Below are 24887 nucleotides of genomic sequence, written 5' to 3'. Positions count from 1 at the left end.
AATTGTCTACCCCGCTTCCTGTTCTTTTATTGCAGCTTTAGCAGCACGAATATTATCTAACAGAGGGATTTTTGATGGACAAATAAATGAGCAGTTACCGCATTCAATACAATCCATAGCACCTAACTCTTTTGCCTTCTGCAAATTTCCTCGATCAAATGCATCACTGATTAGAATAGGCTGTAAACTAACCGGACAAACATTTAGGCATTCTGAACACATGATACAGTCCTTTTCTTCGCCTTCATCTGCTTCTGCTGGAGTCAGGACTGTGATTGCTGTTGTTCCTTTGATGATTGAGATTCCTAGATCAGATACAGGTTTCCCCATCATAGGCCCTCCAGACAAAACTTTTCCTGGTACTTCAGAAAAACCTCCGCAGTCTTCAATCAAAGAATCCATCGGCGTACCGATTTTCACACGTAGATTCTTTGGTTCCTTGATTGGCGTACCTGAAACGGAAACGATTCTTTCAGTCAGTGGCTCTCCATATTCACATGCTCGGTAACAAGCTCGAAGTGTAGATGTATTCATGACCACACAACGCACTTCCGCTGGTAGTCCACCTGGTGGTACTTCTCTACCTGTCATCGTTTGAATCAGGTTCTTTTCTGACCCTTGTGGATACATGGTTTTTAAAGGCTGAACGATTACATCGCGGTAATTTTTTGTCGCTTCTTCCATTGCTTTCAGTGCATTTGGTTTATTGTCCTCAATCCCAATGTAAACTTTTTTAAGTTTGGGGAATAATTTTCTAATCACGTTGATTCCATTCACAATTTCTTCAGAATATTCAATCATCACACGATTATCTGAGGTCGAATATGGTTCACACTCAGCGCCATTGATAATCAACGTATCAATTGTCATTCCTGGTGGCGGACTTAATTTTACTGCCGTTGGAAAAGTTGCTCCACCCATTCCTACGATCCCTGCTTTACGAACTGTTTCAACAATTTCATCATCTGTCATATCCATTGATCTACCTGGTTCCACAATCGGTTCATCTTTTGTATACTCGAAGTCATTTTTAATAATCACTGAATCGATGTCCCCACCTGTGGAAGGTCTTTTTTCAACTGCAATCACTTCTCCTGATACAGAAGAATAAATGTTGGCAGAAATAAATCCCCCAGCTTCAGCAATCATTTGACCCACTTTAACTTTATCGCCAACTTCCACAATGGGTTTAGCAGGTGCTCCAATATGCATAGATACTGGAAAAATCAATACTTTAGGAACGGTCGCGTCTACAATTGGGAGTTTCCTGGTTTTGTCTTTTTTCTCTTCAGGATGTGATCCACCCTGTTTTCTCATAAAAGAAAACTGCATTTTGATCTTCCTCTCTAATTGATGATTTTCTAGTTTGTGTGGTCTTCGTTTAGTATAACTTTTTAATACAAAAGAATCTTTCCTAGAATACTATTATTATTACATTTTAATGATTATAAATTAGATAGTCTTAATTTAATTATACAGAATCCTATAATAATATAAAAGCATTTTCATTTATGATTTTTAATTATTGTAAATAGTTAACTTTGTAACCTATATTTAGTATGATAGAGCTATTATAAAGGACAATTCAGGTTGAGGAGGTTGATTGTATGGTATTCACTAATGTGGAATTACTATTGAGACTTTTAATCGCCGCTTCTCTAGGTGGCATTATTGGTTACGAACGAGAATTAAAAGGACGCGATGCGGGGATACGTACCCATACACTCGTTAGTTTAGGCGCTGCAATTATTACACTAACGCAGTTAGAAGCTAGTCAATGGGTCATAGAATTTGCTAGAGATAACACAGATCTCGCACCAATCGTCACAACCGATATTACTCGACTGACTGCACAAATTGTTAATGGGATTGGATTTTTAGGTGCTGGTACAATTATTGTGAGCAAACGAAGCGTTACTGGCCTAACCACAGCTGCTTCTATCTGGGCGGTAGCTAGTTTAGGGATTTCCGCGGGTATGGGTTATTATTTTATGGCCATTTCCAGTACCCTGATTATGTTACTCGTTTTAAGAACCGTCAAAAGTGTATTTAAAATTGAACGAACAAAGCAATTAGAAGTCCGTTATGTAAATAGAGACCAAACCTTAAGGTACTTGGAGAACTGTTTCAAAGAAAATCATATTAGCGTTGTTTCGACTGATCACTCCATAACGTATCGCGATGATGGTACGTCTGTCTGTCGAGATTTGTACACACTTCATCTTCCAGTGAAGTTCAATATGATGAAATTTATTGCTGTTCTTGGTGACAGCAATAATATCTTTGAAATCAATACGATTAAAACAACCCTGGATAATTAATCTTGAGCTATCAGATTTACTTATTTAAAAATATCGATATAAAAAGAGCGAAACCCCGGGGTTTCGCTCTTTTTCGTTTTATTTAAATTGTGATTCATGTAGTCTGTAGTAATAGCCTTTTTCTTTCATCAGCTCATCGTGATTTCCGACTTCTACTACATTACCTTTATCCATAACTAAGATGACATCTGCTTCTCGAATAGTTGAAAGTCTATGTGCAATAACAAAACTTGTTCTTCCATCCATCATTTTCAAGAAGGCTGTCTGGATTCTGATTTCAGTCAGCGTATCCACCGAACTCGTTGCTTCATCCAAAATCAGCATTGGTGGATCTGCTAGCATAACTCTTGCGATGGTCAGTAATTGCTGCTGACCAGTCGAAAGAGAAATCCCTTTGTTCCCTAATTTTGTATCATAGCCTTTAGGGAGACGTTCGATAAAGGAATGAGCATAAGCAGATTTGGCCGCTTCAATAATTTCTTCATCCGTAGCATCCGGTTTACCGTAACGAATATTTTCTTTCACGGTTCCGTTGAACAGCCAAGTATCTTGAAGAACCATACCAAAGCTCGTTCTCAAACTGTCTCGAGTATATTTCGTACTATCTATACCATCAATTTCAATCGTTCCTTTATCCAATTCGTAAAAACGCATTAGAAGGTTGATCAATGTCGATTTCCCTGCTCCGGTTTGCCCTACGATTGCAACAGTCTCTCCAGGTTCAACTGAAATTGTTAAATCTTCAATTAAGGTTGTCTTAGGATCATAAGAGAATGTAACATCTTTGAAATCTACTTTACCCTGAGGTTTATCTAGGACAATCGCATCTGGTTTATCTTGTCTTTCAACAGGCGTATCAATAATCTTAAAGATTCTACTTAGTCCTGCTATGGCAGTTTGGACTTGCGTCATGATACCTGAGATTTCGATAAATGGTTTCGAGAATTGCGAAGAATAGATAACGAAACTTGATATCGTACCGATTGTTACAGCCCCAGTACCATTAATAACCAGCAACCCACCGACAACACCAATCAACAAGTATGCAATATGATCGATAAAACGACTTGCAGGATTGGTTACAGAAGAAGTGAACTGTGCTTTCTGTCCCCAGTTATATAAATCCAAATTCATTCCTTGAAAGGTTTTTTCCATCTCTGCTTCATAACCGAAAGCTTTAACGACTTTCTGCCCCGTAATCATCTCTGAAGCATAACCAGATAAGTTCCCTAAGATATTCTGTTGTTTCGTGAAATATTTCTGGGAATATTTTGCTACTAACCATCCTACCAAGAAGAATAGTGGTGTAATAAGCACAATGACTAGGGTCAGGATTGGGCTTAAATATAACATAAAGGCTAATGAAGCTAGAATGATAATAACACCAGTAAATAAGTTACTCAAAATTAGTACCAATGCTTCTGATAAACTTTCTAGATCATTTGTGAAACGGCTAACGACATTCCCGTGACTTGTACGGTCAAAAAAGCTCAAGGGAAGCTGGTTCAGTTTGTAGAATGTATCTACACGTAAATCTCTAACAATTTTAAAGGAAACTTGATTAGATAAGACTCTTACTAGCCACTGAGACAATACGGTCACTAGATAAGCGACACCTAACCAGACCAATACACGGTATAAACCGGTGAAGTCCACCTCTCCTGCGCCGACCAGTGTATCAATACTAAGACCAATCAAGAAAGTAGACGCTACCGTTCCGACTCCTGAAACGATCCCAAAGATCAAAGCAACTATTGCAATGATCTTATAATTTTTTAAATATCCAGTTAGTCTTTTTAAATCTGAAGGATGAATTTTATTCTTTTTCATATTTTTTCTTCCTCCTTCAATATTGTCGATGACGGATCTGTTTGTGATTTGTAAATTTCATTGTAAGTTTCAGAACTTTCAAGTAAGGCATCGTGGGTGCCACTGCCTTCTAGTTGACCATTGTTCATTACAAGAATTTGGTCAGCTGATTGGATCGAGCTAATTCTCTGAGAAACAATAATGACCGTTGCGTCTTTAATGCCTTTCAGACTTTCACGTAAGTTATAATCTGTTTCATAGTCTAATGCACTTAATGAGTCATCTAAAATAATGATTTTGGGTTTAGAAACCAGTGCTCTAGCAATCGTCAGCCTTTGCTGCTGTCCACCAGAGAAGTTTTTACCGTTTTCTGATACTGGCGACTCTAAGCCATTTGGCATCCCTCTGACGAACTCTTCCATTTGAGCAATCCGCAGTGCTTCGTATAATTCTTCATCCGTTGCATCTGCTTTTCCCCATCTAAGATTTTCAGCAATGGTTCCACTGAATAAGGTATTTCTTTGAGGTACAAATCCAATCAGATTTCTCAGTTCTTTTAACTGGAAGTGTGTAACATCCTCATCATAAACAGAAATTTTTCCTTTTGTCGCATCGTAAAAACGAGGAATCAAATTGATTAGTGTACTCTTACCACTACCTGTAGGACCTGTAATTCCAAGGACTTTCCCAACAGGCACAGAGAAATCAATATCCGAAAATGCATCAGCTGCATCTGCATCATAATCAAATGACACATGATCAAATCTAATGACAGTTTGTGGTTGATCATGAACGTCTTCTAACGTATACGTACCAGTAGAATTTTCGATGCTCACCGTCGCATCCAATACCTCATTGATTCTTGAAGCAGATGCCTGTGATTTTGTAAAAATCACGACTAAGTTCGCTACAACAATCAACGCTAAAAGCATTTGATTCATGTAATTGATCAAAGCTAAAACTTCACCTTGGAACAAAGCGCCATTATTTGTCTGAATTGCTCCGATATATAAAATAACCATTATACCGATATTCATAACAAAGGTTGTCGCAGGTGTCATTAAAGCAGACAAATTATTTACAAGAATATTGGCTTTAGATAATTGCTCACTGTTTTCAGTTGAACGTTTCGCTTCATATCGTCTTCTAGCGAACGAACGAATCACTCGAACACCGCTCATGTTTTCACTAACCGTTTGGGCCATTTGGTCCAGTTTCAGCTGTACCCTTTTATATAAAGGTACAGTGATCCACATGATAATCCCTAGTATAATGGCAAAAATCGGTAACAGTACCGCAAACACAAGCGCCAATCTCGGACTGATGTAGATAGCCATAATAATCGACCCTACACTTAAGAATGGTGCTCTGATGACTAGACGTATCAACATTGCCAGAGCTAGTTGAAGCTGGTTGACATCATTTGTCACTCGCGTAATTAATGTTGAAGATCCAAAGTCATCAATTTCCTTGTGAGAGAATGTATTGATTTTTTTGATTAGAACCTCTCGTAGTTCTGTACCAAAACTTTGCGAAGCGATTGATGAAGAATATTGACAGGCCATAGCAAAGGCAAATCCAACTACAGAAAGTATGAGCATCAGTCCACCTACTCTAATCACGTAATCTGTATCTCCAGCATTTATTCCTTTATCAATCAGTCTTGCTAATAAAATTGGCAGGAATAATTCAAATACTGCTTCCAGTAATTTAGCTATCGCGCCCAAGTATGCATACATCTGGTTCTTTTTTGCGTATTTAAGTAATCTTATCAAGATAATTGAGCCCCTTATTTTAGTTTCCGTTCTTTCTCACTCTTTTGAGTGTAGACTAGTTCACTTATACGAACAAATACATAATAAATTTGTAAGTATACCCATATCAGTATATCACCGTATATTCTATACTAATTTATATAGATTCAATAGACTTTGCAAACGATTCGATAAATTCCAGTACAAGAGGTATATGCTGACGATCACTTTTCCAAACAACTGCCATTTGAGTCTGAAGCTCTTTGGCATCAATTTCTTTGTAAGTCATTTCTATTTTGTCTTGAGCAGTTAAAGCGGATAAGGGAACAATTCCAATACCAAAACCAGATTTCGTCCAGTTTAATGTCGTTCTTGCATCGTCATTTCTACATCTTATCGAAGGGGTGATTTGTTCTTTTTCAAAAGCGTCATGAATCAATTCTTCAAATCGTCTGTAGATGATTAATGGTTGGTCATACAATTCAATTAGTTCGATTAGATTTTTGTGTTTCCCGTGGTGCTGTCCTTCAGGGAAAACAGCTACAATCGGCTCGGACTTTGCATACCGGATTTCTAAACCACTCTTTTTAAATGGTGTTCTAACGATACCAACATCAATCACACCTTTTTCAAGCATCTCGATTACTTCGTAACTATTGCCTTCATGAATATCGAATTGAATATTTGGATATCGACTAGCAAACGATAAGATAGACTGGTTCGGAATGACGGTACTAGATGAAGAGATGGTCCCGATTGATAATGTTCCCGCATTTCCCTTTTTAAATAGTTCCATCTCTCGATTCGTAGCAGTTGTTAGAGAAAAAATTTGTTCAGCTCTTTGTTTCAGTAATTCTCCTGCCGGCGTCAAGGTAATCTTTCTTGAACCTCTTTTCATTAATTGTACTCCGAGATCTTCTTCAAGTAAGCGAAGCTGATAACTTAATGGCGGTTGTGCTATATGAAGTTTCTTAGCCGCAGCTGTAATCTGGCCTTCTTCTACGATCGTAAGAAAATATTCTAATTGTTTCAAATTCATGGACCCATCTCATTTCTTTATTGATTGACTGCTAATCATTCACAGCACATCAGTTGAGTAAACCTTCAACCATTATAACGAAACTCTTGAATTGAGCACAACCATTGTCTTTTAAATGCATCAACACAATCTTATTAGTTTAATTTTAGACAGATTATGTATAAGATAAATGTAACCACAGTTGAAAGGAGGAGCCTACTATGTCTACTGATAAAGCACCTTTCCCTTTGATTAATACTGTTCAATCCGGTCTTGGTACGATGGATTTTGAAGTCAAAAACGGCAAAGCTGAGTCTGTTCAAAAAATCGTTATTGAAGAAGAAAATGTTGTATTCTATGTACTACCTAATGATATTTTCCTATACTCACACCCTTTATCTACAGGAAGAGAATGGCATTCAAATGGTGCGATCTCTTTAAACGAAGAAGATAAATTGGTTATTGAGCTCGTTTAACGGATTAGCTATATAAAACTTTTAAAGTAGTCGAGATGTTTTGCATCTCGACTACTTTTTATATTGCTTGATGACGATCTCAATGGTACATTGAATAAGTTAGAACACACCTTAGATAGCGTGTCTCAGCACTTTACATTACTTCATTAAACCGAAAGGAACAAATACCTTGACTCTACTTAAGAAGTATTATGATCCTGTGATCATTGTTCTCGCACTTTTTTCTGTTTGTTTGGTCGTTTTGGATATCTTATCCGTACTTAATTTAACGCATTCCCCTTTTAAAGAGATTGATAGAATCATCCTATCACTATTTGCTCTAGACTATTTTGGTAGGTTCTTTGCTTCTAAAAACAAAGTCACTTTTTTTAATTCTAATTTGTTTGACTTGATCGCGATTATTCCTTTAAATTCTGTATTTGCCATGTTCAGACTAGCCAGATTATTTAGAATCACTCGTTTAACTAGAATTTCTCGCTTAGGCCGATTTTCTAGAATGATGAGATTGACTCGAATGATTGGACTGATTGGCAAAGCTACAAGGCACTTAAAACGATTCTTCAATACGAATGGCTTTTCTTACATGTTATACGCCGGTGGTATTATGCTCTTAATCGGTGCGTTTGTTTATTCTATAACGGAAAATGTTTCTTTTATCGATGCTTTATGGTGGGCTTTTGTGACTTCTACAACTGTTGGATACGGAGACATCTCTCCCACTACTCCTTTTGGTAGATTAGCCGCTATGATGTTGATGCTGACTGGTATCGGATTATTTGGTGCACTAACTAGCATCATTACTTCTTTTTTCATGAATACTAACGAAGAAGAGGTCATAGATCAAAGTAAAGCAATCCAAGAATTAAATGATAAAATTAGTTTGCTGCTCGTTAAAATGGATCAATTAGAAGATAAAAATCATCCTTCTTGAATTCTTGGCTACTAAAAAAGTACTGATCCTAATGACGATCAGCACTTTTTTATAATAGATCATTTAGATCAATCTATTCTTTATCCATTTCTTGTGGATAAACAAGTCCCATTTGATTACGACATTCATCTAATAAGCCCATGACTTCAATGGTACTTTTAGATGATACGTATTCCCCTTCTTTTCTTCCAGAGCGAATTTCTTGAGCAACATTTGAAAATTGTTTACCATATAGCAAATCTTCACTCGCCTGAAATTTTCCCTCTCCCTCATCTGTTGTCAATACGGCCTCTTGAGCCATATGGAACTGAGGGACGACTATTGAACCTTTCGTTCCTTTTATATTGAAAAAGTGTCCACCATCTTCTTTCATTGAAACCTTCATAGTTACTTCGAAGCTTGGATAGCGGAATACGATATCTTCTTTATAATCTACCTCGTGCATTTCCCCTTCACATTGAATCGATTCAGGTAACCCAAATAGCTCGTAGCTATATCTGATATTGTATACACCTAAATCCATTAATGCACCACCAAGCATCGAAGGTGTTGTTAGTCTTGGATTATCTGTATAGTTAAGTAAGGAGACTTCAAATGCACTATCAGCTGAGACAACTTCCCCTATTGCTCCAGAATGGATCCATTCTTTCACTTTTAGAGCAGTCTCGTTGTGCCAAGTCCACATCGCTTCTGAGACGTAAACATCTTGTTCTGTAGCGTGCTTAAAGACCTCTTTAGCTTCTTGTTCATTGATTGTAAAAGGCTTCTCGCAAAGAACCGCTTTTCCATTTTTGATAGCCAATTCTGTATAATAACCATGTTGATCTCCGTTCACATTGACGTAAATGCCTTCAACTTCTGGCGCATTAATCGCCTCTTCAGCTGTCGCATATACTGTCCCACCAAACTCTTCTACAAATGCATCAGCCTTAGATCTTGTTCTATTCCATACAGAAACAATCTGGTTGTCTTCTGTTTGAACCAGTTCTTTTGCTGTACCTTGAGCAATTCCGCCACAACCAATATAAGCCCATCCAAATTTTTTCATCTAAAGTATCCTCCGTTTTATCGTCGCTGGTCTATTTATATGGTCATTCATCATAAACCTTCTCTTAAAGATTCTGATGCAACCCCATATTAGTCCATAGGTTATTTTAATACATCTCTATAGTAACATAACGTTGGCGTTCGAAGTAAACGTATTCATTTTATCTAATATCTACGCTGATCTTTCCTTGAAAAATTCGTTTAAGCAGATACACGTTTTCAAAAGCGAAACAAAAAAAGCAGAAACGCTTTTGAATCAGCGTTTCTGCTCTATATGACCTCACCAGAGGGGGGAGATTTATAGTTTCCTACCATTATTTACCGCTTCGTGATAGTTATGAAATCAATCTATCACGCTATTTCTATTCCACACGATTACCAACCGATTCTTATTCTCCTTGGTCAAAACCTTGGTCATTTGTTTTTATAGATTTATCTATAGCATACTTATATGGAAGAAACTTTTTCGCTTCTCTCTTTAATTGAAGTCTTGCTCTTTGTTATGTATTCAGCTACGAAATAATTTATTGCTTTTGACGGTGTTGCTTTTATACTCTTGCAATATTGGGTAAAGAAACTATATGTACTTTCGTCCATTTCAATTTTGATTTTCAAAGTATGTACCTCCTTTTTCTAATTTAATTACTCTACTTTATTATAATACTGTTATTTATTTAAATAAAGTGACTTTTTGAATTTAAATTACTTGACCATTCGAACAAACGTTCCTATAATCATTATATACGGAACGTACATTCGTGTAAAGGAGTGATTGATATGCAAAATGCTAAAGAAGAAGTTACCTTATTGAATCCAGATAAATTGGGATACAAAGATCGTGGAAAGATGAAATGGCAGGGAATGATATTGTCTGAACAGAAAGATTATATCAGGAAAATGAAGATTGATGATGGTTTGGGAGAGATTGAACCTAAAGAAGAAATGACCGAAGAAGCAATCGCTGAGGTTTTGTATACGGCTTATGTGACGAAATTACCTGTAGCGATTCAAGCAGCGATACTTAGAGATGGACTTTACTATCCCGATGTTATAGGAATGGTATTAGGATTTGCGAATGACAAAGTAGTATTGGATGTTCGTAGGAATAATAAAGATAACGTAGAGAAAAGAGTTACACTTGATCAAATTAGAAATGTAGAGTTATTCGACATACTAAAATATTATAACAAAAGAAGAGCAGATGATTAGTCTGCCCTTAACTGTTCTCTTCTATCCCGAATAAGCTGCTCTAGTTCTTGAAGAGCCTCTTCATCAGCGTGATTTCGTATGAAGCTACGGGCTGTTCTGCGGTAGCTTTGAATGGTCGTTTTCTTACGATTTTTCTCTTCCCATTTTCTCGTTGCTTTGATCTGGGCATCACTTGTTTTCTTTTCTGGCATTATCGCTCTTCCTTCCAGTCTGAAATCAGTTCAATGATTTCAAGAACTACCACTACAAGTGTGGCACTATATGTTACGATTCTGATGTTGTCCCAAACTTTACTTTTAAATAGTTTCATAGTATATTATGAGTAAGAAGAAGGGGAGCGAACTCCCCACCTTATTATTTACAGACTAGTTTTAGAAGTTCTAGGAAGATTTTAAGCATTGTTGCGATTGCACTCGCTAGCTTAATCTTTTCTAGGGCTTCTTTTTTTCGTCTGTCCTTACGCTTACCCATATTTTTCACCTCCTTGTATTTATATTATACCGCATACGGTATAATTAAGCAAGTGATTTTTCTAAATTTATTACACTTATTTACTATATCGTTACACAAAAAAGACCCTCGCCAAAGCGAGGGTCAAAACATATACGAGGCGTAAACCTCACATCATAGGACTATGACTTGATAGTACGTTATGTAACTAGATTATATCCTTTAATACTTCTACTTTCAACAACGTAAAAAAATCCCTCATCCAATTAAGGACGAGGGATTTTAAACTTAAAAAGTCATTTATCGTTAACAGTCAAGAATCTAATCTTAATGCAGGTTCCAATCAATTTTAAACTATAGATTAGTGAGAAAACCACTATACACGAGGTAATAATTGATAGTATAGGCAATGAGACTATCCTAAAAGAATCAGATACCGGAAAATATGTGAACGCATAACTCACTGTGAGAATAAAAACTGAGAATAGATTCATAACTCCAGAAAAGTAAAATGTATACATTAATACTTTTATTTTGTAAAACGGATCAGGCTTATCTTCGTTATTTTGTTGACCTTGATTTTCAGAACTTTCTAATACGGAATATAAAAATGTATCACTAACTGTTGATGTTACTATAGCAATGGCCGACAGAGAAAATGCCATCAAACCAATCATTCCACCTATCATCGTTGGTAAAAGATTGGATAGAAAATTTATAGCTTGTCCTTTTGTGTTTAATAACATTACCAAAGCTGTAAACAATAATGATAATATTATTGAGATCCATTTTAAATCATCATTAAACAAGTCTTCCCACATTCTGATATTTTTCATCATGTCTCTATAACCTGATTCTTTAGATAACAAAATTAATTTTTTTCTCTTTTCATTCATTTTGATTACCTCTGCAATCTTATTCGTTTCTGCCAAATATTTTATTTTCTATATATTTATGTGAGTCTTTATTCGACTCGGAGATAGGATCTGTATCTAACACATCTTTTTTGGTATCAATAGTGACAGTTTTTCCCTTTTCTTCTGAATAACCAACTATATTTGCACTACCCCATCCGTTTGAGACGTATTTAAGTAACGCTTTAAATGTTTCTGAGCTTTTCTTCAAAGGACTTTTCTTATCTGCTTCCAAACTTATTTTGGACTTAGCAGCTCCCGTATCTGTTAACATATCAGCAAATTCTTCAACTTCTTCATCAGCTTTACCGTTAGGTTTTACTAGCGTAAATGTTGCGCGAGTTGCTTTGTCAATTTTAGACAGTCTTTTATTGAATGCCCTTTTATCAAATAATAATTGGAAATTAACTTCTTTGATTTCGGGTTGCATCTTAGTCAAGATCTTTCCAAAATACTTATGAAACTCATCTCTACTTAAATCCCTTTTAGGCACAAAAGCGACAATTTCTTGATCCACTTGAAAACTAAAGGCAACTTGAGAGAACATATTTTTAAGTATTTGAGATTCAACCTCTTCTCCATCCAAAAGATTAACTTCTTTACTCTTTTCAACTTTAAATAATCTTCCACTTACAGTTCTTAAAGCGAAATTCTTTTCTATATAATGTAGCCTATAATAGACGTTTTCATCTTCTTCACTATCAACCGACTGTCCAGATTCAAGCTCATTTAGCATTTTCGTGAGTATCTTGTTTAGATAACCAGGGTCTTTACGAATCTTTTCGGATATTTCACTCATATTTAATTTCGAACGATAAATTTTAGCCATTTTAGCTCCTCCTAATATGTACGTCTAAAACTATTAAAACAAAAGAAGAACGAGAAGACAATAGCTTCTCGTTCGACAATACATATATTATTGGAGAATATACTTAATTATAACATAAAAAACCCAAAAGGCAACAAACGTTCCTCTATTTCCTCAAATTATTTTTCCGAGTAAATCCAATATAATCCTGTTTTCCTTTCGTTTTAACCAAACGATAAGGATTTCTCCATTTTTTATCGATTTTATCAACGTATCCAGTTATTGCTGTTTTACGTGCTGGACTTTCTGCATTACTTGTTCCATACAGCTGACTAGCGGTCACTTTATCTCCTACTTTTATTGCTACTGGCATTTTAGCAGTTTGAACAGTTTTAAGACCTTCTAACTGATTCACTCGTGCTCTTACTTTTTCATATTCTGCAGCACTGATTTTAAGTGAATTCTGACGGTTGATATGACCATCCCCATGTTTTCCTTCTCTAACCTCTTGCGCCATCTGATCAATTGTTTTGTTTACTGGTTTTGGTGATAACTTCGTACCTAGTGTTCTTTCATTTACACGATTGCGAACTTGTTGATACATCGCATCCGTAAGACCTAGTGACTCTTGACGGTTCTTGTGTCCGTCGCCATGATCTCCATTAATAACTTCAGTAGCCATCTGTTCAATAGAACGCTCACGCTGAACGACTTCCGGACTGATCGGTTTAACTGCAACTGGTACATTCACTTTATCTAACTTGGTATTCAATACAGCCTCAAGTAAAGCTTTAGCGAATAGATCCGTATTCTGAACCATTTCTAGGACATCTTGCGAATTCGTACCAAAAGCTAGCTCTACTAGACGGTAGTTGATTCCTTTGTTCGCAGCGGTACGAGCGTTTCCTAGATTACGTCCGCTGATACCTAAATCTCCCTTATGAGAATAACGAATTGGAACTCGACTCTTAATCGCTTTAACTAGACTCAAATCAACTGAATCAGCTTTAAACTCATGCCATACGATAACGTGACCACCACGGGCCGCAGTCATTCCAGCATCATAATGCATTTCAATCACGATTGTATTCGGACCATAAGATTTAGCTAATTGTTCCAGATTGCCATGTGAGAGGACATTATAGTCGGAGAAGAAAACAACATTGGCGCCTTTAGGTAGTTGTTTCTTCATAGCTGGAAAGAGATCCTCTTTCATGTATTTATGCTCGCCTTTAGCGATTAACCCAGTTGCTCCTGGATCAAAGGTACCGTTCTTTCTTTTTCCATGTCCTGCGATAAATAAGATTGTTGATTTATTCATGTTATTCTTCCCCCTTATTTTTTAGTTGTTGAGATGTACTATTATTCAGAGTGTTTTCAATATCCGTCACACGTTTTTCTGTTTCTTCATTATTACCCTCAATTTTCATAACATTGGCATCAATATGAATTTTGTTCTCCGTCGACTTCTTCAATTTGATCAATGAACTTCTGACTACGTCTGGCAACGGCAACCCTAAATGGCCCCAGTTTTCTGTAAGACTTATTGCATACGTTATAATCATCCATAACGTAAAACCTTGCGCATACAAGGCAAAACCAAACAGTGGTAAATAGACATTCAAAACAAACATCAAAAGTACCACTAATGCATGTTTGGCTATCCCAAATAAACTAACTGTTGAACTTGTCTCTCCTGTTTTAAACGACTTCAATAGTCCTGTGAGGATATCAAAAAACACGCACCAGATCAGCGCGTGCATGAATCCATTCTTATAAATCTGTACAACTTGTCCTGTGATATCTGAATACTCTAGTAACAACACGGGTTTCCTCTTTTCTATAATTTTGTGTAAAGAAAAAGAGCAGCCGCTATTGGCTACTCTTTTTTGTAAATATTTTTAATTTCTTCATTTTCATATTTACTATACGCTTCGCTCAATTCGATAAAGCTTGAGGCAACTCTATCTTTTTCTCGTACAGTAGTTGTTACCCCTCCTATTTTTGATTTAAGAAGCTGAGCATGTTTATTCTTATTATTTATATTGATAATTGTTTTAGAAATAAACTCTGGATTTAAAGCATTTGATTTTCCTGTCGCTTTAATTGAATACGATTCTATCATTATTAGGAGTCCGTTTTTAAGAATCTTTAAATTGTTAAGCCTCAATTCTGCTCTTATATCCTTATGTTTCAATTTTTTAATGCTATATTGCTGATAGATTTGAAACAATAATACGCATATAGATATAATAGTTGTTACACTGGTCCATTGAAAATTTCCTAAGTGATCATAAAATAAATTATTATTTTCCATATTTAATCCACTCTCCTATATTTTATAATAATATCATAGAGTAATTAAAAAGAGACAAGCTTATTCGCCTGTCTCTACTAGTTTTGCAATCTTCACTTTCAATTTCTCCTGATCGCTACCAGCTTTCTCATATTCTTCTGCTGTCAATCGTACGCGACCACTAAGACTGTTGCCATCTTGTGGTTGTGGCGTTGAGAAATCGACATCATAGGCACTTGGTTCAAAATCTGAAGGCGTAGAGAATACTCTTCGGACATTATTAATTCTAAAGTTGATCATATCTAGTTCCTCCTTAATTTCGCTTCCGATTTCTGTTTTCAACTCAATCAATGATAGCGTTTCGATTTTTTCGAGTTCTAACGTCTGTCTCCCATCGAAAGCTGAACCGTCCTTCTCTACAACGTAGTTGGCCAACACTTGTGGATCATTAAAATCGATACTGGTTAAGTTCATTGTTCATCCTCCTTGTTTTCTTCATAGGCATCCATGAGTAACGAATACCCATAACTAACTTCTGCCGGAATCTTCTCTTCATATTCCTCTAAAGCCTTGAATAACGATTCATACTTTTTACTGTACTCCGCAAATTCAATTACGACTTCTTCATTTGAAAGGACGTCCATTGCATCAGTGAAAGCTTTTTGTTCTGCTTTAGTGGCATCTTTTCTCACTAATGGTCTAGAATCATCACTGTACTCGATCTCTCCGTTTTCATCTATTTGGGCAATCGTCTTCACAATCTCCATTTCATCCGTTGAGAATTCTTTCCGTTTTTCTTCTACACGGTCAAGTAGCTTGTGCTTTCCTCGAGTCGGCTTTGGAGCTAACGTCGCAGAATTTAAAAACCCTGCGATCTTCGGTAAATCTTTATTTTTGAATACTAGCTTTTTCATTAAGCAGCTCCTTCTAAGAGATCCAGTCTCTTTTTAAGTTTTTTGATTTCGATATCTCTTTTCAAATTGTCGTAAGCAATTCTTTCAAATTCACTCATGACATGTTCTTTAAGATTGATGACTTTATTGTCTACCTCTTGAACGGCTTTAATTAGATAGGCATCTACTTTGTAACCGTCAATACTATCTCCTTCTAAAGAAGCAACGATTTGACTATCCTCAGCAATTAGACCGATTTGCGTATGTTCAATACCATCTTTTAAGTCTTTGATCAGATAGTAGTTAACCACCTGTAAACCATGGATGATAGATAATGCATCTACATCTGTAGGGTGGATATTGGTTTTCAGTTTCCGGCTGGAAGAGGTTAAGAAGGTACTTGCACGAATATTGTAATAGTCTCCACTCGTATTCCCCACTCTTACTACGCCAGTTCCATTGGGTGATAAGAAGATATCTCTGGATCCTGTACGAGGGGTTTCGATTCGGTCTCCGATAATCCTGATGGTATTTCCAGTTGTATGTTGTGTTTCGTAATAACTGGCTTCAACTCCTGCATATCCACTGCCTCCAACATTACTATTGTAGATCTGCATTATGACACGACCACCTGTACCAGGCATGATATACATATGGTTATCTAATGCCAGTATACGTTGTTGATAATTTGGATCAGAAAACTGAATATACTTATAGGATCCACGCCCCGTACTAGATAATCTTAAAGATGTGTTCAAACCTGTTCCGGTATTCCCTGGACCATTTAATAGTTCCAAGCCCTCTGCGAAATAATTCAACTGACGACTTTGACTCCCACGGTTGAAAATGATTTGACCTTGAGTGAACGCAACGATATCACTTGTTGCTGGATTAATAAATTCCATTCGTCCAGTAGCCAAATTCCAGCTAGAATTCGCTCCGTTGATTGTACCTGTTGAAATCGCTCGAGCATTCATGTTGATAATATTTAATTGAGCACCGTTCAAAGTCCCTGTTGTAATGTTGTCAGCTGAAATGTCGATTGCCTTGATACTGGAGATAAAGGCTTGTTTAGACGTCAATCTGTCAATCAAAGCCGTTGTGGCAAAGAGTTTATCAATCATGGCTGTATCGGACTTGAGGTGAACGGCAGAGATCGTATTTGCAATGATAACTTTGGACCGTAACGTAACAAAATCTCCCTCGGTACCAAATATTTTATTGGCTTTAAGTTCTAAAATAGCGGCATCAGGAATAAACACCTTACCCGTAAAGTAAGTCGTCTCCGCATCCATCACAATTTGTTTGTTTTGGATCAGGTTTCGGCCAGCTTGTACATTAATACGGCCGACGACGTCGCCTTCTGTTACGGCTAAATCAATTTGATCTTTTAGTACCGATAGTTGCCCTTCTGAAGCGCCCCCGCCTTCAACTACAGAGACAGATCGAATTCTATACGTCCCTTTTTTATGAAAGTAAATTGATAATGTGTTGTCGTTTGTTGCTTCTAAAACAAAACTGATTGTGTTCACGCCATATGATAGTTTCTTTTTAACATTAGAAGCGTTATTCCCTTGGCCAATGGTGATTTCCTTATCGTAAGGAGAATCTGTATTAATAACAACTTTAATTGTGTAAACCATTCCTTTGGTCAAAATCATAGGCACTGATTGCCATATTCTACAACTACTGTCTGCGATAGCCGTATCTATCAATTGAGTAATCGTAAATCCTGGGTTGCTATCACCATGTTTAGTGACATTTGCGCCAGCCGACCAGGTATAGGACATTGCGTTGCCAGCTTCGCTTAAGGGTACTAAATTTTTCACTGTCTGCTTACTCAATACGCTAAAGCCATCACTCAACGTAGCGATTTGAGTAGATAATCCGTTAGGTCCACTTACCGTCTGTAATGTACCGTTGGCAGTGCTTTCTACCGTATTCAATCTCCCTTCAGCTGTTCCAATTCGATTGATTGTTCGATCAACATCAGACTGTAAAGTATTGAAAGCTTTTGTTTCGACCTTACCATCCAGTGTTGATTCAACACGTATAATGGATTGACTGAATCGTTCAGCCGTTTGTTCCATTTCAGTTTGCACTGTGGTTATAGCCTTGTTGGTATCTTCCGGGGCTTCAGACCAACCGGTATCTTTCGTACTTCTTGCAATTTTAACTTGACTTGAAGCTGGATAAGATACTTTTATATAGCGAATATTAACAGGAACAGTCCAAGTAAATTTATTGGTGTTATTTACTTGTCTGGTAACATAATTGACATCTGCATTGTACAAATTCCATCGCCAGTAATTATCCCCAGTCACAGATGTCTTAGTAAACATTAATGTTTCCCCAGGGACAACAGAAATCACAGATTTAATCGTACGCATTTCATGATTAGGCTGTAAAACACCATCGGAAACCAACCACCCTGGGACTTCATCGTGACGAATAACTAAATTACGGCTATCAACCTCTATTCCATCAATTGCATTCGTAATATCCGTCTGCCATACTCGGTTTCGAATACTACCATTAACCTCGTCGACTTTTTGGTCTACACCGTTAATTTTCGTATCTAACTTCCCTGTTTCGTTGAACGAGTCCAAAGCCTTGTTATAAGCTTCTCTCGCTGTCTGATCAGCTGTATTAGACTGTTGGATGATTCGATCAGTCAGGTCCGCAAGGGTTCCGCCAAACCCAGCACGTTGGATAGCATCCTCAATTTGTTGAGGAGCCGTTACGGCAATGTTTCGTACCTTGTCCAATTCACTGTTGAATTCGATTTCAAACTCTTGGCTTTTTTGATTTGTGTATTGTTCAGCATCCACGAGTACTTGTTCGATAGCCTCTTGCGTATTCTTGCGATCTGTCTCAGCATCTTCGATGACAGCTTCAACTTCACGTTTGACTTTGTCGACGTCTTCAGTATTAATTTTTACAATCCATTGACTGCCATCCCATACTTTGAGAAGTGTGTGCGTGCCATTTTCATCGAACCAAACATCCCCAATTTTGTGCTCCATGTCTTCGGGAGGTGTTGAATACCAAACTCTATTACCAGCAGCGTTAATTACGTAAAGCATCTGGTTCTTTTGCTCTTTTTCGATTTTATTCAATCGTTCTGTGGTATTGCCGGTTAACACTTGCCCGAATCTCTGTCCAATAACTCCTAACTCAACCGATTTATTTTCCTCTTTTATCGGATCATAAACAATGACTACTGCCTTAGCTTGATTGTTAGTGATATCAAACTTAGGATAATAAATAGGCAGTCGGTCATTCAGTTCGACTTCTTCCATGTATTCGAATTGTTCATAGTCTAGAGTCTTAGCAAGATCTACATATTCTACTTTGATGTTGGTGTGTGGCGCTCCTACTTCATTACTTTCAATATATTTCTTTGCTAGTTCTCTAACTTTAGTTACTGTGGGTTTATTATCATTATCGAATTCAGAAGTGAAATCAACTAGCTGTATTTTCCTGTGATCATACATACCGGCATACTTGCTATCAATATAGTACTCAGGAAGAGAAACAATTTGAGTAGTGTCCCGATTTTCAGGCGTAAAAGTAGCGAATGGATAAATAGCCGTATACTTACTTTCGTTCTGGTCTTCTTTCTCGATGCTGATAATATTACGTCCATATTCAAGAACGATAGGAGCGTTTCTACCCATTTCTTTATGCAATCGGATCATCTGATTATCAAATTCAAATTCTCCACCTATACGGTCTAGAATCGAACCTTCACGACCACCCAGTACTTCACGAGCGTTGTCAAAATCTTCAATTGACCAGTTAACGGAAACTTGAGTAGATACATCGGACCAAACATCCCATTGATCATCACCTACTAAATTGTTAGCCCATAACCTTAACAGACCTTGTCCGTCCAAATTACTCCCACTGACTTTAGGCTTAATCACATCTTTAGCTGTCCTCATAGAAATATGATTCGCATATACTTGGATGTTTTCACCTGAACGTTTTACAACTCTGTTAATTTCAAACGTTTGCCACTTAGTTCTAACACCAGCATCGGACTTGATTTTCATACCTTCATCTAATTGATCAGCAAGAACACCATCTGGAGCGTACTCCATATAAAAAGTATAGAGTCCATTACGCTCTCTTCTAACTTCTGGAGAAAGTGTAAAATCAGATAATTCTCCTATGCCATAGGTCCGAAATTGCTTCTCATCTTTTTTAAATAAAATAGGTATCACAATTTAACACCTTCAAACATCTTGATTTTTGCTGTAAAAGTTCCTGTCCAATTAATTGTATTGTTACCTACATCCAAGTAAGGTTTATGAGAGTTAGATTCCCTTACCAACTTGTTCCAGGCGCTTAAATTACCGCTATAAACCATGCTGTTTTGCATGTCTAAGACGATTGATCCTTGAACATCTTCAAGCACCGTACGCCTGCCATTAATGGTAATAACGGTATCCCCGTTTCCGGTCAAAGTGATAATTGGATCAGCTCTCACGTTCCCTCTGTTATTGATGATTTGACCTTTAGTTAACGTCCGTTCGACCAAAGAAGTCTTTAAAAACTTAATTGGATGCACTAAAAAAGCAACTCGAATTTTCCCGAATTGCTTGATAACTTCTTCGATACTGATTGAGTTGATTACTGTCGCTTTATACTGATAGTCGGGATCCCAAGAAAGTAGTAATTCATGCCATCCTTTCACATTCAACCATTCACTAATTGGTGCAGTGCTTTGGTAGACATCTTTTCGAAGATGCATCGGATAAGCTTTTTCAATCGGTTTAAGCCTTTGCTTATCAAAAAGTAATACACCGTCTCTACCTTCTATTTCCAACACTTCAATATCATTACTCGCTAATTCATGTTCAACTTCATTGACCATAATTAAACCTAATTCTTCACTGTTCTTTCCGTTATACTTGATATTAGCCATCCAATACACCTCCTTCTTGTTTGATGTACCAGGTAAATTCTTTAAACAACCTTTGTAGGTCTTCTCTTGAGAAGTTGCTAGTACCACTGTTGTTTGCATTTAAAGTATATGATTGATTATTGTTGTAAACATTTCCTGCCATTGCTGAAGTACCCACTAAACCAAGAGATCGACCAACATCAATCTGAGGTAATGCTTTTTGAGCCATCTCTCCAGCAATTTTCTCAACATCTCTAACTCTATTTTTCATACCTTCTACCAAACCGTCACCAGTAAATTGACCTAAAGCAGTGGTAACTCTTGATGGAGAATGGATTTTCAAAGCGCTCTTGATTGTATTAGCTGCACTATTCGCAATAGAACGTGCAGTATTCAATATACCGCCGGTAGTGGATGCTAGACCGTTTCTAAAACCTAATCCCATGTTCTGACCAGCGTATCTAGCTTGACTAGCTGTACTGTTCATAATGGCTGTTGCTTGGCTCATAGTCGATCTTGTAACACCTACCATGTTATTAAGATTTGATTGAGCAGCAGAACGCATAGCGTTATAGCCTGTTTGAGTAGCTTTTTGCTGTGCTTGAATATTTCTTTGAGTTGACTGAACCATTGCACGTTGTTCACGCTCTGTGTTCGTTCTGATTTGCTGATATGAACGCTGATAAGTCAGTGTGATCTGTCTTGTGCCAGTTGTCGCTGTCTGATTCATTTTCTGCATGGATTGCTGCATTTGATTATTAATCGCCGTAGTTTCTGTTTTAACATTTTGATTCATGCCTTTAAATGATTGAGAAATAGTATTCCCTAGTTGTTTCCATCCAGAAACTGATGTCGTATTAATACTTTTTAATGATTGAGTAAAAGCTTTATTTATACCATCAGCCAGCTGGTTAACAGAAGTTAACACTTGAGGACTGGCTGAACTTATTCCTTGTAGTAATCCAGCTACAATATCAGATCCATGACCAATAAAGACTCTAGATGGTGAGTGGATACCTAATTGACCAGCAAAGTTCTTGTCTGCAGTCTTGGCCATATCGATGGTAGCTTCTCCGACGTCTGCCGTACTATCTTTGACGCCTTTAGCAGCGCCTTCTCCGACCATACGCCCATACTCTTCAAATCCTGCACCTTCAATTGCATCCTTCAGACTAGTTTCCGCATTTTGCCAGCCTTCAATCATCACGTTTCCGGCTTCTTCCATGCCTTCACCTAAACTTGTACTGAAAGCTTCACTAGCTGTTTGAGGTGCCTCGTTCATCAAATCAATGAATCTTTGTAGTTCAGTATCACCCATATCAGCAACAACTGCTAATTCAGCTGCAGAGTCCGGTCCTAACCCTTCTAACCATTTAAGGAACCCAGCGTTACCATCCTGAGAAGCGACTTCCATTAGTTGGGCTCTATTGTCCCCCCACTCTTTAGTCATCTTAGCGTTGTGTTCAAGGTTAGCGATCATTTCATCCGCTGATACACTTGACTCTTCATTCATACGAGAGAACGCATCTTGAGTGTTCGAAACCATTTCGTCATAGGTGCCTTTCATGGTTTCCGCTACTTCTCTTTGTTTATCTGTCATGATATCCATAGAGATTCCGAAGTTGGCTACTTGTTCACGTCTGGCATCTTCTGCTTCTCTAGCTGCCTGATTAATCTGAGCTTGTGCTTCAGCTTGTTCAAACGCTAAATCTTGTATAGATTCACCATTACGATTTTGTGCTTCAGTCAGCTCTTCAAGGGCTTCTTCTGCTTCTTTATGAGCATTGAAAACGCCAGCCGCTGTTCCCATAAAACCTTGACGATCTTCATCTAACTGTTTTTCTGTCTCAGCCAGAAGTTTGGTATTTTCTTCCGACTGTTTCATTGCCTCAGCGCGTTCTTCTTCTATTTCAGTAATCCGTTCACGTGCCGCAACTTCTTTTTGTTCCGCTTCATATAGATTCAATCTAGCTTGAAGCGCTTCGTTAGAAATGTTAAGTGAGCCTGTCTCTTCGTTGTAAGCTAAATTAAGACCGTCTAACGCTCCATTAAGTTCTTCAATATTATTCTTCAAGTCACGCTTAGTTATAGCATTAGATCGTTCAGCATCAGCTAAAGCAACAGTCTCACTAGCTAATGTCCTTAATGAATTGACTTGACCTTCAATTCGATTCTGAGTAGATTCATAACTCTCTGCACTACCTTTAATAGAATCCGTTAATCCGTCAGTAGCATCAGCAGCTTCTTTTGCTTCGTCTGTCAAAGCAGATAGCTCCGGAGATGTTTTACCTAAGATGTTCTTAAGTAATACGAATCCTCCCACGAGTAATCCGATACCTAGTATAATTCCTCCCGCTATAGCGGTCGTAGTTAATAAAGCTCCGTTGAATAAGTTGAAACCCGCAGTTGCTAGAGCAACCACTTTGTTACCAATTGTCATCGAACCAGTTAGTATTGCGTACGATGCTGATAAAGCTTTTTTGGAAAAAGCTAGCGCATCTGTCGAGATAGTATATGCAGCTGTAGCAATTGTTGATTTGTGAATTAACGGTATGATTTTGCCTAACACCATCCAAGTCAATAATGCAGAACCAGCAGCCTTTAATACCGGATGAATTGGTTGAGTTGTGTCATATAAGAGTTGAAAAGCATTTGCTGTTCCTACAATAATCGGAGATACTAAGTCAATCGAATTGCCAATTGTAGAAAAAGCTTTATTGATTATAGTCTGTAAACCATCAACGTTTTGAGCAATACTCTTACCGGTTAGCGCGTTTGATAACTCATCTAATTTAGTCAACATGTTGGCTGTATTACGAACAAAAGCAGTCCTTAAATTGGACCAACTAGTTCTTAATGATTCACTATTAGTTTTAGCTAATTCAGCAAATCCACCCTGAGCATTGCTTAATTCAATCAAACGAGAGTTGAATTCACGGAAAGTGATATCCCCGTTCTTCAAAGCCGCATAAAAATCAGTTTGAGCCGATTCACCAGCAAAACCAAATGATTCGGCTGTTTTATTGAGCGCTAACGTCATCGTTTCTTGCAAAGTGCGATAGGATTGTAAGTCTGCTTCACCTTTTGAAAGCATCTGGACGTATTGTTCTGTTCCTCGAGCTGCATCCGATGCGCTTGACCCACTGGCTAAGAAAGCATTGTTTAAAGCTAAAGCTGTATCGGTAGCTAAATTCAAGTCCCCCGTCACGGAAGCTATCCTTTGAACACTTGATACGATACCATCTAAAGTAGTTGGTAATCCTCTTGTTCCTTGATCTAAACGTCTAATTGCTCTATCAGCTTGATCTGTGGAATAGCCTAACCCCTCCATTGTTCGAGGGAAGGTATTAAACGTATCAAAACGATTAATTGCACCGTCTATAGAACCAGTCAACATATCAAAGCCAACACTGACCAATTTGACTATTCCTACTGCTTTCGCAAAGTCTAGTAATGAAAAACTAAGCTTTTTACTACTCTTTTCTGCATCATCAATTGGCTTTTTATCAATACTTTTAATCTCGTCGCTTGCTTTCCCAGCGCTTTGACCCATATCATCCATTTCACCGCTCGCTTTATCAGCGCTCTTGCCAACTCCATCAACGTTATCAGCATCAATACTAGCGATAGCAGAATCTACATCTTCGGCTGTATAAACTAAATCACTCAAATCACCATCAGCACGATCTGCGGTCGTTCCAATCAACTGAATAGCATCACTATCAATACCATTGATTTCACTATCTACATCGCTAGCTGTGTAGATTAAATTGTCTAATCCACTATCTGCTTTGTCAGCGCTCTGTATGACATTATCCAACGCTTTACTGTCGATGTTATCAATTGACTTGGACACGTCAGCAGAAGTAACAGATACGCCTAAAAGTGATGTCCTGGCATGCTCAGCTCCTTTTGCGATTGCTTCAAACGGGTTTATTTTAGATAATCCGTCAAATTGCTTTTTTAGGTCCTGAATACCTTTTACTAAAGTCTTTAATTCCTGGTCATTTGCTTGAACTTTGATCGTTACCGTTCCGTTGGCTGCCACG

The 24887-nt window shown here is 37.6% G+C and carries 21 protein-coding genes; 4 read left to right on the top strand and 17 right to left on the bottom strand.

Going from position 1 to position 24887, the window contains the following annotated elements:
* Window positions 1-6 precede the first annotated feature (6 nt).
* Window positions 7-1332, bottom strand: a complete 1326-nt coding sequence (gene rsxC / locus LG377_RS03865; RefSeq protein ID WP_225743394.1) for an electron transport complex subunit RsxC — start codon at window positions 1330-1332, stop codon at window positions 7-9.
* 275 nt (window positions 1333-1607) lie between these two features.
* Between rsxC and LG377_RS03860 the strand changes: the two genes are divergently transcribed.
* Window positions 1608-2321, top strand: a complete 714-nt coding sequence (locus LG377_RS03860) for an MgtC/SapB family protein (RefSeq protein ID WP_225743393.1) — start codon at window positions 1608-1610, stop codon at window positions 2319-2321.
* A gap of 78 nt (window positions 2322-2399) precedes the next feature.
* On the opposite strand, the gene LG377_RS03855 is transcribed toward LG377_RS03860, so the two are convergent.
* From LG377_RS03855 to LG377_RS03845, 3 genes are all read right to left on the bottom strand, one after another.
* Window positions 2400-4151: an ABC transporter ATP-binding protein gene (locus tag LG377_RS03855; protein ID WP_225743392.1), complete on the bottom strand. Its 1752-nt coding sequence runs from the start codon at window positions 4149-4151 to the stop codon at window positions 2400-2402.
* Window positions 4148-5905: an ABC transporter ATP-binding protein gene (locus tag LG377_RS03850; RefSeq protein ID WP_225743391.1), complete on the bottom strand. Its 1758-nt coding sequence runs from the start codon at window positions 5903-5905 to the stop codon at window positions 4148-4150. The genes LG377_RS03855 and LG377_RS03850 overlap by 4 nt, the downstream gene beginning before the upstream one ends.
* A 136-nt stretch (window positions 5906-6041) precedes the next feature.
* Complete coding sequence (locus LG377_RS03845; protein WP_225743390.1) at window positions 6042-6923, bottom strand: LysR family transcriptional regulator; 882 nt, start codon at window positions 6921-6923, stop codon at window positions 6042-6044.
* Window positions 6924-7123: 200 nt separating this feature from the next.
* Here LG377_RS03845 and LG377_RS03840 point away from each other — a divergent pair, with 200 nt between their 5' ends.
* Both LG377_RS03840 and LG377_RS03835 read left to right on the top strand, forming a co-directional pair.
* On the top strand, window positions 7124-7378 hold the full coding sequence (locus LG377_RS03840) for a hypothetical protein (protein WP_225743389.1): 255 nt from the start codon (window positions 7124-7126) through the stop codon (window positions 7376-7378).
* A 169-nt stretch (window positions 7379-7547) separates the two neighbouring features.
* Complete coding sequence (locus LG377_RS03835; protein WP_225743388.1) at window positions 7548-8309, top strand: potassium channel family protein; 762 nt, start codon at window positions 7548-7550, stop codon at window positions 8307-8309.
* Window positions 8310-8382: 73 nt separating this feature from the next.
* On the opposite strand, the gene LG377_RS03830 is transcribed toward LG377_RS03835, so the two are convergent.
* On the bottom strand, window positions 8383-9357 hold the full coding sequence (locus LG377_RS03830; protein WP_225743387.1) for a Gfo/Idh/MocA family protein: 975 nt from the start codon (window positions 9355-9357) through the stop codon (window positions 8383-8385).
* A gap of 446 nt (window positions 9358-9803) precedes the next feature.
* Window positions 9804-9971: a hypothetical protein gene (locus LG377_RS03825; RefSeq protein ID WP_225743386.1), complete on the bottom strand. Its 168-nt coding sequence runs from the start codon at window positions 9969-9971 to the stop codon at window positions 9804-9806.
* A gap of 162 nt (window positions 9972-10133) precedes the next feature.
* On the opposite strand from LG377_RS03825, the gene LG377_RS03820 reads away from it, so the two are divergent.
* Window positions 10134-10565 (top strand): hypothetical protein, encoded by a 432-nt coding sequence (locus LG377_RS03820; protein WP_225743385.1) that lies wholly within the window; start codon window positions 10134-10136, stop codon window positions 10563-10565.
* Here LG377_RS03820 and LG377_RS03815 read toward each other — a convergent pair.
* From LG377_RS03815 to LG377_RS03765, 11 genes are all read right to left on the bottom strand, one after another.
* Window positions 10562-10756 (bottom strand): hypothetical protein, encoded by a 195-nt coding sequence (locus tag LG377_RS03815; RefSeq protein ID WP_225743384.1) that lies wholly within the window; start codon window positions 10754-10756, stop codon window positions 10562-10564. The two genes, LG377_RS03820 and LG377_RS03815, sit on opposite strands and share 4 nt — an antisense overlap.
* Before the next feature lie 555 nt (window positions 10757-11311).
* Complete coding sequence (locus LG377_RS03810) at window positions 11312-11947, bottom strand: hypothetical protein (protein WP_225743383.1); 636 nt, start codon at window positions 11945-11947, stop codon at window positions 11312-11314.
* Window positions 11931-12758 (bottom strand): hypothetical protein, encoded by an 828-nt coding sequence (locus LG377_RS03805; protein WP_225743382.1) that lies wholly within the window; start codon window positions 12756-12758, stop codon window positions 11931-11933. Before LG377_RS03805 ends, LG377_RS03810 begins: the two co-directional genes overlap by 17 nt.
* Before the next feature lie 145 nt (window positions 12759-12903).
* The gene (locus tag LG377_RS03800; protein WP_225743381.1) at window positions 12904-14058 is read right to left on the bottom strand and encodes a hypothetical protein; all 1155 of its coding nucleotides are present in this window, start codon (window positions 14056-14058) and stop codon (window positions 12904-12906) included.
* 1 nt (window position 14059) lies between these two features.
* Window positions 14060-14560, bottom strand: coding sequence for a phage holin family protein (locus LG377_RS03795; RefSeq protein WP_225743380.1), 501 nt, complete (start codon window positions 14558-14560; stop codon window positions 14060-14062).
* Between the two features lie 56 nt (window positions 14561-14616).
* On the bottom strand, window positions 14617-15054 hold the full coding sequence (locus LG377_RS03790) for a hypothetical protein (RefSeq protein WP_225743379.1): 438 nt from the start codon (window positions 15052-15054) through the stop codon (window positions 14617-14619).
* Window positions 15055-15114: 60 nt separating this feature from the next.
* On the bottom strand, window positions 15115-15507 hold the full coding sequence (locus LG377_RS03785; protein ID WP_225743378.1) for a hypothetical protein: 393 nt from the start codon (window positions 15505-15507) through the stop codon (window positions 15115-15117).
* Window positions 15504-15947: a DUF1617 family protein gene (locus LG377_RS03780; protein ID WP_225743377.1), complete on the bottom strand. Its 444-nt coding sequence runs from the start codon at window positions 15945-15947 to the stop codon at window positions 15504-15506. The genes LG377_RS03785 and LG377_RS03780 overlap by 4 nt, the downstream gene beginning before the upstream one ends.
* On the bottom strand, window positions 15947-20155 hold the full coding sequence (locus tag LG377_RS03775; RefSeq protein WP_225743376.1) for a phage tail spike protein: 4209 nt from the start codon (window positions 20153-20155) through the stop codon (window positions 15947-15949). Before LG377_RS03775 ends, LG377_RS03780 begins: the two co-directional genes overlap by 1 nt.
* On the bottom strand, window positions 20152-20859 hold the full coding sequence (locus LG377_RS03770) for a distal tail protein Dit (RefSeq protein WP_225743375.1): 708 nt from the start codon (window positions 20857-20859) through the stop codon (window positions 20152-20154). Before LG377_RS03770 ends, LG377_RS03775 begins: the two co-directional genes overlap by 4 nt.
* Entirely contained in the window at window positions 20852-24886 is a 4035-nt protein-coding gene (locus tag LG377_RS03765) for a tape measure protein (RefSeq protein ID WP_225743374.1), read from the bottom strand. Before LG377_RS03765 ends, LG377_RS03770 begins: the two co-directional genes overlap by 8 nt.
* Window position 24887 lies beyond the last annotated feature (1 nt).

It is taken from the genome of Marinilactibacillus sp. Marseille-P9653 (assembly GCF_916618885.1).
Classification (GTDB): Bacteria; Bacillota; Bacilli; order Lactobacillales; family Carnobacteriaceae_A; genus Marinilactibacillus.
Note: the sequence above shows the minus strand (reverse complement) of the source record. Positions and strands in the feature narration are given on the sequence as shown.